Source organism: Proteus sp. G4380, from assembly GCF_963885725.1.
Classification (GTDB): domain Bacteria; phylum Pseudomonadota; class Gammaproteobacteria; order Enterobacterales; family Enterobacteriaceae; genus Proteus; species Proteus mirabilis.
The window spans coordinates 1-12,725 of the sequence record NZ_CAWPAV010000113.1; the positions used below are offsets into that span (position 1 = coordinate 1).

Below are 12,725 nucleotides of genomic sequence, written 5' to 3' on the forward strand. Positions count from 1 at the left end.
AAATAAAAATAAGAAAATAATCATTTAATGCTAAGGAGAATTACACTAGTTTTTATCTCTTAATGTAATTAACAATAAAGAGGTAGACTATGGGTAGATTTAAGAAAGTTAATATCAATGATGATATTGAAAGAATTACACTAGAAATAGTGAAATATATTAAAGAGCATAGTGTTGAATTACCTTTTAATATTGATTCAGTAAGACGTGTTTTAATTGAGAATTATATTTATATTCTTACTTATAAAAATGAATATGCTGCTAATGACTTTCTAATAAAAATAGAAAGTAATTTATCTCTTTATAATCGGGATAAATTTACTAAAGCGATTGATTTTATTGTAAAAGAGATTAATGCAAGTATAGAGAATTTATTTGTTAATAATTCTTATCTTACAAACAAAAATTATCAAAAGCTAAATAAAACACGTATTAATTCAGTATTTCAGCATTACCCATCAGGATTTTTTCACTTAAAAATAGAAAATAAAAACTTATTTATACAGATAGATAATACCAATCAATTATTTAAAATCATTGACTTTGAAGGTACAGTGGAATTCTTTTCTAAAAAAGATGACCTTATTCATACTATTAATCAAATGGTTAAAAACAGTGTTTCTGATAACTCTATATCTTACCGATTTTACGCTAAGAACGAATATTTTAATTTCTTTACTCTCGATAAATATTGGCAAGTAACACCTAAAGATATTTATGCCGAAGTTATTAATGATATTAAGGCAAAAAAACAGGTACATATTGATAGTCATTTAACTATTGAATTAATAGATAGTTATTCATATAAAAATATTTTTATTGTTAGAGACTCTAATGAAAACTCAGAAAAAATACTCCATATATATCTTAATAATATTGATGAAGCATTCTTGATTGCCGTAGCTAAACATCGTCAGCTAAAAGAAAATGGTGAACATTTACTTTATAAATTAGATAAGGATTGGTTCTTTACTAAAATGAAAGATAAATCCGTTAAATATTTTTCACAAACTTCTGATTTATTAATACCATTAGAAAAGATAATGGGAAGAATTAATCTTGTCGCTTCAGCTGAAAATAATTATAATTTTAGCCATTTTGATCCACTTTCAGGAGTATGTTATGGAATAAGTTTGAAATATTTATTGGAGGTTAGAAATAATGGTATAGAAGGAGGGGATAAATATTTACATTGGCTAAAGGAAAATATTAACCTTTACAAGGACAAAAAAGAAAAGATATCTGATAAGCTTGAAAAAATTATATTTGATAGTGTACAAGAATATGAAGTATTAAAATTGATTAAAGAGATCAAGGAAATTAAATTCGCACAGATTTTTCAAATGGAGAGAATATATGAAAAAATAAATTATACAATTTTTGATTTAACAAAGGCGACCGAATACCGAAAAATTTTAGCAGAAAATGGCTTGAAAGCATCGAATGCAAATAGGCTAGAAAGTAGTCTCTCACAAATAAATTATCACTTAGAATATATAATGCAATATTATAATGAATATTATGCGATTATTGCATTTAAAACGCATGCCATTGCTCTTGCTTATAAGAGATATTCTAATAATCATTATAAATTTACGCTATTTGATTCTAATTCTGAATTGACGGAATTTTCTAATATAGAATCAATAAAAGACGCTTTAATAAAAACAATGGGCTCTTATACTCTAAATAAAGCTGATGGAAAAGAATATTTTATAATTGATGAATATAAAATAAATCCTACAACAAAATATCGTAGTTTATGGGATCAAAATGAAATCGAGTTACATAAAGGTATTGCTGAAAATATAAAAAAAATTGGTTTTTCATTGCCTTTTAAAGATGGTGTTGTTGGACGAGTTATTCATTACAGTGAACAGCGTGATCTCATTTTAGAACTTAAAATAAATAGTAAATTAGTTGAAGTTGTGGTCAAAAATGTTTTTGTTGATGAGGGAATATTTTTAGTTAAAAATAATTTAGATAAAATTCTTGAGAATAATAAATCCAGTAAAGTAATTATAATGAGCAATAGTGATGGTATTGATATTCAATTTACTGAATTTAATGCACATCAAAAAATGAGTAAGCCAAAAGGATATCTGGAATTTAATGATGTTTATTATCGAGATTTAATTAAGATTAATAGTTATTTATTAAATGGTAAAAAATCATTTTCATTGAATAAAATTGTTTCATTAATTGATACACTAAGGGGGAATATTTATTTTGATAAAATAACAGCCAGTTTTTCTATAATTGATGAAATTATACTATTTAATCAAAACAATGAAAATATTTCTCTTGTTGATATCCTGAATCAAGTGAAACAGAAAATAGAAGATAAATTATTCTATGGCGATCTCCTTTATGGAAAGGAAAAGTTAATTGCATTAGCACAAAAAAATAGCCTAGTAGCAGCAATTTTTTATCGAATGATGGTTAATGAAATCAATGAAGGTTATACTGGAATTAGTAATTTTATTTATGAGCAAATTATTGATAACCCTTTTTTAATATTAGATAAAAATAGAAATGTCGGGGTTGTTGGTTATGATTATACGATTAATTTTAAAAATAATTATAAAGCGTTAAAAGAAATTATTGATGGTATTGATATTTCTGAAATAAAAAATATTTTTCTTTTAGATGATGAAAATAGACTGCACTTAAAAGTAACTTATCAAAGATTATCAGAATATAGAAACAACAAGTATGTTAATAAGCTTCTTCATTTGATTGAAGATGAAATTGATTCTATAAAAAAAATAGATAATACAGGTAGTTATCGTGATTTATATCTTGAGTTTTTTAGCAATCATCAGTTTAATAATAGAGTGATTATTCATGAAATAGCACAATTAGAAAGTTATTTTAATAATAATTATCAGGAGCGAAACCATGGCTATTATCCTAGTAATTTTTATATTAATGAAAATGATCCTCTTACCCTACTAGAAAAGTCATTTAATCAGAACAAAAATGAAATAGATGGTAGTTATCTGTTATTTAATGAAAGTAAAGAAAATTTTGATTTTTTATTTGTTGATAATAATTTTATTACTAGAGATTTTGTAGATAATATTATTATTGAAAGCATTAGTGGCGTTTATCAAGATGATATCGTCATTTATTTCTATAATGGTGTAAAAAGTGAACAATTAACACAATACTTAAAAGATAAACCAGAAATAGGCCGTTTTCTTGATTATTGTTTAAAACATGAAATAAGAGTGATTGCTGCTGGAAATGAAGAATACTTTCCTGCCACCAATGCGCTTGTTAAGCAGAAAAGCCGTGTTGAATCACTACAAAATGTTATTTTACAACATCAATTTGTTGGTGAAAGAACAATTGTTTTTGCCAATAAGGAGACTTTATTTAGTTATCAAAGTGGTCATTTATTTATTGAAGGGATTGCTCAGCGGCTAAATATGCCTATTTATACTGTGACGGATAACAGTCTTATACTTGAAAATGAATACATTATGGTAAAACCGACGACTGAAAGTCAGTTTATTGGTCACCCTTTACTTGCTGATACAGGTGCATCTAATACGCTACTTACTGAAACAGTACCTAATGAGCCTAATACAATGTCTAATAGGCAAAGAGTAGATATTGAAAATAAAAACTATGCTGCAGAAATCTATCAATTCGTCTCACACAATTACACTAATTATAGAGATAATCAAGAGTTTAAGTTAGGTTATCAGAATGAGATTAGCACTATTTTTCCTGACTATTCTGACAATATGACCATTGCTGATATTTTAAATTACATTCAGTTAAATCGCTATCAGATCAATTATGCTCAATTAGGTGCAATTATTAGGAAAGTCGATCAAATTAACCTTAAATATCATAAAGAAAAACTTGCAGAGTTCAGTGATAAAATAATAAATCACGATTTACTTATTGATAATGCAATTGAGAAATATTTTGTTGAATTATCGGCAATATTTAATACGTCAGATAATAGTTTAATAAAAAGGAATTTAATTCAATCACTTTATGATCCCTCTGTTAATAAAGAATTTAACCAATTTTTAATGGATGGAACGAACTTTGAACAGTGGCAAGAAATAACTAATAAAGACTATGGGAATTATAGTTTAACGGAAAGAACGTATCAAGTTATTGAAATTATTCATGCAATTTATGATACTCCTCACTTAATAGATAATTTAAGTGAACTATCTAAAAATAGGCTTAATGCTTTTTTTGATGAGGGTAATAAAGGTATTTTATCACGAGTATTATTGAACATAATTTCAAGCTTTGAACTCTATAAAGAGACCATAAATAATTTAAAAAAACTCGCTGTTATCAGTCAGTCTGATGAAGAGATTAGCGCTTTATCGCCGACAGAAGCATTAAATAAACTCAATGAATTTAAAGGCGAAGTTAACTTAGCCACAAGTGAAGATAGCTCTACCATTTCTTCTAAAGTAGAAATTAATAATCTTGTCATTGACAAAAGATTACTCTGTTATTTAGGTGCAAAGATAAATGGTGAAAGTATCGATGCGATAGATCTTAATCAGATAGAGAACTGGGATAAAAAAATTACTTTTGATCCTCAGCATCTTAATGATTATTTTTTATCTGTGACGGGCAATGAAAAAGATAAAGAAGTTATTGCATTATTACGTTATCTATTAAATAACAAACAAGATAAAATTAAATATTTTCTTTCTCATATGTCCAGTAGAGCTGATTATGTCGCGGCTCATGAAAGATTAATGAAAATAATAGCATTAGGTAGTAAACAGTATAATCAGCAAGATTGGGAAAATTTAAGAATACCTTCATTAAAAATTCCCAGACATATGAGAGTTATCAGTAAAATTGGTTACGCTAATATTAGCTTCGGTATATGGCAATCAATTAATTCAACCTTTATGCTTGCTGAGCAACTTAATAATCCGCTATTAACCCCTCAAGAGCATAGAGAGACCATCAATAATCTTGCCATAACATGGTCAGAAATGGCCTATAATGGCTTATCTGAATTCATTGAAATCGCTTTAGCTAAAGGATTATTAAAGTACCGTAATAATCCTTTGGAGTATATTAGTAAAACCAGCACTCGAATAGGTATCGGGCTTAATATCCTGTCTATTGGATTTGATATCTATAATATCTACGATAACTTTAGCCGTATCTCAGTAGAAAAAAATGAAAAACGACGGATTGACTATATTGTAAATGGCTCTTTAGCTATAGTCTCCGGATTGGTCACTTTGGGGGTTTCTATCGCAATGCTTGCTGGCTCTACGGTCGCGGGGCCTATTGGTATTGTCGCGGGAGCTGTTATCGCCTTAGCCATTTCAATTTATAATGCCGCAAGACTGATAGAAGAAACGAAAGAAAAAATAGGATTTACACCACTAGAAGAACTTAATAATGGTTTTTATGCATTTTTAATGGGGGATATCTTACCAAGCAAAAAGAATGAAATCGTCTATTTAGAGACAAAATCACAGTTAGAAACCATGATTGACCAAAATGCGCAAGAACATCTTAAAGAAATAAAAAAACAGGAGCCTCACAGTTATTATTTTTATTCGAATGAGAAACAATTTTATGAAGAACATCATTATTATAAAGTGATCCCTCGTATATTGGGGAAAACATTAGATAATATACTTAATCCGTTTGGAGAAATTGTTGTACAACGAGTGGCGAAAAATTTAAGTAAAGAAGAAGCAGAAAAGATAGCTGCGCTTTCTCATTATCTTAGTGTCGAAAGAACGGAATATAAATACTATGTTCCTAAAGAAGCCATCGCAACAGATGAAATTCTCATTTTTGATATGGATTTTTATGTTAATCAATTAAATCGTTATACGATTAATTTTGCATTTGAAGATGATAATCCTGTTTTTGAGGATGAGGTGGATATCTCTTTTTTTGATAAAATAAGAACAACAAAAGAAAAAACATGGCAAAATTTATCATCAGGAGAATTAACAGATGATTTAATTAAATCAACAGCTGAAAAAAAATATTTTGAGCCAAGTTGGCGTGAGAATGAGCTATTTTATTTTAATACTTATAATGGGGATGATATTATTGCTGCACCATTAATAACACAAAATATATTTGATGTTCATAATGGGACTAAACGATTAAGTGGAGGAGAAAAAGATGACACCTTTAATGTGTTCACTTCTGAATCTCCTCGTTATGCCAGCCGTTTTTATGGTAGAGAAGGTAATGATACATTACGTATTATTCAGACAGAAAAAAAATATATAGGGTATGAAGTTAATCTATCTAAAAATTATATTAAATTTATCGGGGGAGAAAATAAATCCAATAGCCAGAGTTTTCATGCCAGACTTTTTATCTTTCAAGAGCAAGGACAAATCTATACCCATAAATTAGCGGATACAATGCCTAATATAACACTACAAAGACAACCCGTTATTGCCTATTTAGAGAGTATTGAAAATGTAGTAGGCAGTGAAATAGGTAATGATATTATTTATGGTGACCAAAAAAATAACTATTTAAATGGCATGGGAGGAGTAGATTCATTATATGGATTAGCTGGAGATGATACGCTGGTATTACGGGAAGGTTATGCACAAGGAGGGGCAGGGAATGATAGTTATACTATTCTAAGAGCATCAAATACAGATAATAATGTTAAACAACTTGAAACTATTATTGATGAAGAGACGCATACAGAAGCTAGTCTTATCCAGTTAAATTATACTTTTGATGAAATTGCTGCTATTTCTCGTCGTGAAACAGATATTGTTTTTACGCTTAAAGTTGGTAATGATAAAGATCCTGATCAATTTATCGAGCATTTAATTGCATTAAGTCATGTATACCAAGATAAAAATAGTCAATTATTAGCCCATCGATATACCATTGTGACTATGGATGGTTTTATACTTACTATTAATGAAAATAATAATCAACCAAGAGAGGTATCATATAACTTTAGTTATTTAGAAAAGTATAATCAGCAAGAGAAGCTACAACAGCTTTCTGTTAATGACGATAAACACGCATTGTCTATTCAATCTGACAATAAAACTAAACTTATTCAATTATTACCTGAGTTGCAATACAGTGGTTTCTCTTCTGGAGAATATTTAAAGCTTAATCTACAGGGTAATAGCGAAAATAATCATTATGCTGGAATTGCGGCTCATTCATCAATTAAACTGAGTCGCGGTTATGACAATTATCAAATAAGCTCATTGCTAGCTAAAAATAGAAATGAAAAGATCATTATTTCTCTGAGTGATAATGATAAACAATTAACATCTGATTGTACTAGTCATTTCTTTTTATCCGATGTGAGTGGATTTGATTTGATGTTTAGTGATGGCGTTTTATCTCATCGCTATAATCTTGATGCTCATATTAAACTTGTTTTCGATACGGAAAGTGTTAGTGCTATTTTTAACTCAGGAATGACACTTCAATTTATTGATAAAGATAATCGAGTTTTTCATTTGCCTAAGCCAGACAGCGGTCAGCGTTTACTGATCCCCACTATCACTTTGGATGTTAGGTTGAGTCATCAAAGTGATGTTCTGATGATCCCACCCTCCCTACGTTTAAATAAAGAGGCATTATCATTGTATCCTAAGTATTTTCGTAGAGAAGAACTATCATCACGTTCAACGCAATTACAGCGTATTATATCCACTCAAACACTAGAGCCTCATTCATTAAAGGTAACAGAATTACTGAGAGATGATATTGCCGTTAATGATAATCAACCTGTTAATTCTATTTTGTCTCTCAATAAACTATTTTCAAACAGATCACAAGATATATTCTCTCAAGCCATAGATTTATTACCAATGATAGAATTAATGGATGGTGATGATATTGTTGTTAATCATAATCAAAGTAGCTCAGTGATTGATGGGGGTAAAGGTGATGATCATATTGTTGTCAATGAAGGGCACCATATTTTAATTGCTGGGGAAGGTAATGATAATCTTAATGGCGGAAGTGGACATGATCTGTTTATTTCAACCTCAGGGAATGATTATCTAAGTGGAGGAAGTGGTAATAATGTTTATATAGTACAAAAACGTCATAGTGAAGTGACGGTGTATGATGAAGGTGAAATGAGCCATATTTTTGTATTAGGGTTATCTGAGCATGAAAAGTTAATATCTTCCCAAGTAGGTGAAGATTGGCAGTACCGAACTACCGATAATCAGTTTATTTTAACGGTTAAAACAACAAGGGTAGGGAAAGCTGAAAATAATACGGTGAAGGTTGTGGAAAAGCAGCAAATATTGTCACCACGAGCGCTTGCGACAATTATTCAACAAATGGCTCAATTTAATCAGCAACAACTATCGACGATGCAAGGCAGTGATGTTATTCCCTCATCAAACTGGTCGCCTTTAGCTGTGGTCGTTAAGCATTTATAATTTCCCTTGTGACCCAATAAAAATAGCCCTAGTTTCAGGGCTATTTTTATGAATTACTATCATTTGATAGCAAAAAATGAGGCTTATTTTGCTAAATGTTCTGCACGTTTAAAGACAAGGGTATTGCCTTCAGACTCGGCGGCATTAAATTGATAACCCTCTAGATTAAATTCTTTAAGTTGTGCCTTATCACTTAATCTTTCTTGAATAATAAAACGGCTCATTAAACCTCTTGCTTTTTTAGCATAAAAACTAATCACTTTATATTTGCCATTTTTCTCATCAAGAAAAACAGGTTTAATAATTTCCGCATTGAGTTTTTTTGGGTTGACTGATTTAAAATATTCATCAGAGGCTAAATTAACCAAGATATTATCCCCTTGAGCTTCAAGGGCGTTATTTAACTTTTCAGTAATTATGTTACCCCAAAACTGGTATAGATCACTGCCTTTTTTATTGTTCAGTTTTATGCCCATCTCTAAGCGGTAAGGTTGCATTAAATCGAGTGGGCGCAATACGCCATATAAACCGGAAAGGATACGTAAATGCTGTTGTGCAAATTGAAAGTCGTCATCTGTGAAAAGTTCAGCGGCTTGCATTCCGGTATAAACATCACCTTTGAACGCTAAAATGGCTTGTCGCGCATTATCGGGTGTAAAGTCAGGTTGCCATTCACCAAAGCGAGCCGCATTTAGTCCTGCCAATTTATCACTGATTTTCATTAAGCTTGCGATATCACTGGACGACAGTTTTCGACATTCTGTAATAAGTTGTTGGGAATATTTTAGCAATTCAGGCTGGGTGAACTGCGTTGTTGCTAAAGGCGATTCGAAATCCAGTGTTTTAGCTGGTGAAATAGTAATTAGCATAATTCCCTCAATAGTTATTTTGATTTAGTTCTACTATAGCAAATTGTTTGGTAGATAAGTTAAATCATAATAATAGGAAAAAACAATACTTTCACCAATGTGCCATAAAATAGACATATTAAACGATTCAGCCTGAGTTGTTATTCTGTTTTTTGCTACTTTTGTTTTGCGAAATCGTTTGGCATTCAAATAATTGCTTTCGATGAATCTAAGCATCTTGTAGTGTGAGCAGTCCATGTTATTATCAATAGATATCCGCAGGTGACTGCAAACAGATTTACCTAGTAGATGAGATAAACAAAATGACCAACAAATTAACTTCTTTGCGTAAACTGACTACAGTTGTAGCTGATACAGGTGACATTGCAGCAATGAAACTGTATCAACCTCAAGACGCAACTACCAACCCTTCTTTAATTTTAAATGCAGCCCAAATTCCTGAATATCGTAAATTAATCGATGAAGCGATTGAATGGGCGCGTTCACAAAGCGATTCTCGCGAGCAACAAATCGTTGATGCGTGTGATAAACTTGCTGTCAATATCGGTTTAGAAATCTTAAAACTGATCCCAGGTCGTATTTCAACAGAAGTTGACGCACGTCTTTCTTATGATACCGAAGCCTGTATCGTCAAAGCGCGTCGTTTAATTAAACTGTATAACGAAGCGGGTATTAGCAACGATCGTATCCTGATTAAACTTGCTTCTACATGGCAGGGGATTCGTGCAGCTGAGCAATTAGAAAAAGAAGGTATCAACTGTAACCTAACTTTACTGTTCTCTTTTGCTCAAGCTCGTGCATGTGCAGAAGCTGGTGTATACCTGATCTCTCCATTCGTTGGCCGTATTATGGATTGGTATAAAGCCAATACAGATAAAAAAGAGTTTGCACCAGCAGAAGATCCAGGTGTTATTTCTGTAACTGAAATTTATAACTACTATAAAGAGCATGGTTATAACACCGTCGTTATGGGAGCTAGCTTCCGTAATATTGGTGAAATTTTAGAATTAGCAGGTTGTGATCGCCTAACTATTTCTCCTGCGTTATTAAAAGAGTTATCAGAAGCACAAGGTGAAGTAGAGCATAAACTATCCTTTAATGGTGAAGTTAAATCACGTCCTGCGCCAATCACTGAAGCTGAATTTTATTGGCAACATAATGCTGATCCAATGGCCGTTGATAAATTATCTGATGGTATTCGTAAATTTGCGGTTGATCAGGAAAAATTAGAGAAAATGATTGCAGATTTATTATAATCTGGCGTTTAATTCTTATAAAAACTGACAACACCCACTTTAAATAGGGGGGGGTTGTCTTTTTTTTTATTGCAAAATAATATTTAAAATAATTTTAAGATTAAATTGATTTGAATAAATAATTTATCCGGTAATAATTATAGAAATTAATTATTAAAAACATCCTATTTATTATTGGTGAATTATGAAAAAGATGGTTTTGGCAACAGTACTGGCATCGCTCTTTTTTAGTAGCGTTGCTATGTCAGAAGATAAAACAGCCTTCTCTTTACCTGCGATTGAAAAAAGTGCGGAAGAAGGGAATGCCGCTTCTCAGTATCAACTTGGTGTTAAATATGAAGGTGGCGAAGGTGTAGAACAAAATACACAAAAAGCATTGGAGTGGTACACAAAAGCGGCTGAACAAGGTCATGCAGAAGCGCAATTAAATTTAGCGTTAATGTATGATATGAATGATGATATTGAGCGTGATGCTGAAAAAGCGGTTTATTGGTATAACAAAGCGGCTGTTCAGGGACTCTCTTTAGCACAATACAATTTGGCCGTCTCTTTTGATGAAGGGGATGGTGTAGAGCAAGATCATGAAAAAGCAGTATATTGGTATACAAAAGCCGGTGAACAAGGTGATAGCGATGCGCAGTATAATTTAGCGATTTCATATGATGAAGGTATCGGTATCGAACAAGATCATGAAAAAGCGGTGACTTGGTACACTAAAGCCGCAGAGCAAGGTCATGCTGATGCACAATACAACTTAGCTGTCTCTTACGATGAAGGCGAAGGGGTCGAGCGTGATGGTAGCAAAGCGGTATTCTGGTATACCAAAGCGGCAAATCAAGGTAATCGAGATGCGCAAAATAACCTTGGTGTGATGTATGACGAAGGTGATGGTGTAGCAAAAGATCAACGTAAAGCGAATGAATGGTATAAAAAAGCTGCGCTACAAGGTAATGGCTTGGCACAAAATAACCTTGCAATAAACTATTATTATGGCAAAGGGGTTAAACGTAACTTGAAAGAAGCCTATGCATGGTTTGCTGTTGCTGTAGAAAATGGTGAAGGTGATGAGGCTATGCTAAAACGAACCGCCCGTGCCCTCAATGCTGCTCAATTAGCAGAAGCTAAGCTTTTAGCTGCTTCTTATATTGCTAAATATCTTGATGACTAAGATTAAATCATTAATGTGATAAAAAACGGGAGTATAAAACTCCCGTTTTTTTATAGCTAAAATAACATAATAGCTTTTACTGAGATTGTTTTTAATTCACCCGTGTTCTCGTGTTAATATCAGCACGCTAATTGGCAGTTATTGATTAATTTGAGGTTGATATGAATGAATTACGTATAGGACTGGTTTCTGTTTCTGATCGTGCATCCAGTGGTGTTTATGAAGATAAAGGCCTGCCCGCTTTAGAAGCTTGGCTAAAAAAAGCAATCACAACCCCTTTTCATATCGAATCACGTTTGATCCCCGATGAGCAACTGATGATTGAACAAACATTATGTGAACTGGTTGATGAAGCAGGATGTCACTTGGTTTTAACAACGGGAGGCACAGGGCCTGCTCGTCGTGATGTTACGCCTGATGCAACATTGGCGATTGCTGATAGAGAGATGCCAGGCTTCGGTGAGCAAATGCGCCAAATCAGTTTGAAATTTGTTCCTACGGCGATTTTATCTCGTCAAGTGGGAGTTATTCGTAATCAAGCCTTAATTTTAAATTTACCGGGACAGCCTAAAGCGATCGCAGAGACATTAGAGGGATTAAAAGACAGTGAGGGACAGGTGATTGTCAGTGGTATTTTTGCCAGTGTTCCTTATTGTATTCAATTATTGGATGGCCCTTATATCGAAACTAACGAAGAAATTGTGGTTGCCTTTAGACCTAAATCAGCACGCCGTTCTACATCTGCTTAATACATTGCATCGGTTGTTTTTGTTATTAATATTGAATGTGAGTACGTTTTGCCCTAATAAGATTAAATAAGAACAACCTGCTATTTTTACCTATGAGTGATGCTTCTGTTGATGATTTATTGATCATTGAGATAACCCACTTTGTGTAATAATTGATTGAAACTGTTATATTTCAATTAGTTATTTTTTATATTAATGGATTATCGCTGTTGTTTTACATCATCATAATGGGTTAAAGACAATATTTATCATAACCTATTGAT

5 protein-coding genes are annotated in these 12,725 nt (G+C 32.0%); 4 read left to right on the top strand and 1 reads right to left on the bottom strand.

Features of this window, described 5'->3' with window-relative positions; all coding sequences use genetic code 11:
• Positions 1–89 precede the first annotated feature (89 nt).
• Positions 90–8,420 (top strand): calcium-binding protein, encoded by an 8,331-nt coding sequence (locus tag AACU98_RS10165; RefSeq protein ID WP_161734745.1) that lies wholly within the window; start codon positions 90–92, stop codon positions 8,418–8,420.
• Between the two features lie 83 nt (positions 8,421–8,503).
• On the opposite strand, the gene yaaA is transcribed toward AACU98_RS10165, so the two are convergent.
• Positions 8,504–9,289, bottom strand: coding sequence for a peroxide stress protein YaaA (yaaA, locus tag AACU98_RS10170; protein ID WP_004248959.1), 786 nt, complete (start codon positions 9,287–9,289; stop codon positions 8,504–8,506).
• Positions 9,290–9,591: 302 nt separating this feature from the next.
• On the opposite strand from yaaA, the gene tal reads away from it, so the two are divergent.
• The 3 genes from tal (at position 9,592) to mog (ending at position 12,462) form a co-directional block, all read left to right on the top strand.
• Positions 9,592–10,545 carry a transaldolase gene (gene tal / locus AACU98_RS10175; RefSeq protein WP_004248961.1) on the top strand — a complete coding sequence of 318 codons (954 nt, stop codon included), beginning with the start codon at positions 9,592–9,594 and terminating at the stop codon, positions 10,543–10,545.
• Positions 10,546–10,729: 184 nt separating this feature from the next.
• Positions 10,730–11,713 (top strand): SEL1-like repeat protein, encoded by a 984-nt coding sequence (locus tag AACU98_RS10180; RefSeq protein WP_004245216.1) that lies wholly within the window; start codon positions 10,730–10,732, stop codon positions 11,711–11,713.
• Positions 11,714–11,874: 161 nt separating this feature from the next.
• Positions 11,875–12,462: a molybdopterin adenylyltransferase gene (gene mog / locus AACU98_RS10185; protein WP_004245215.1), complete on the top strand. Its 588-nt coding sequence runs from the start codon at positions 11,875–11,877 to the stop codon at positions 12,460–12,462.
• Positions 12,463–12,725: the final 263 nt, after the last annotated feature.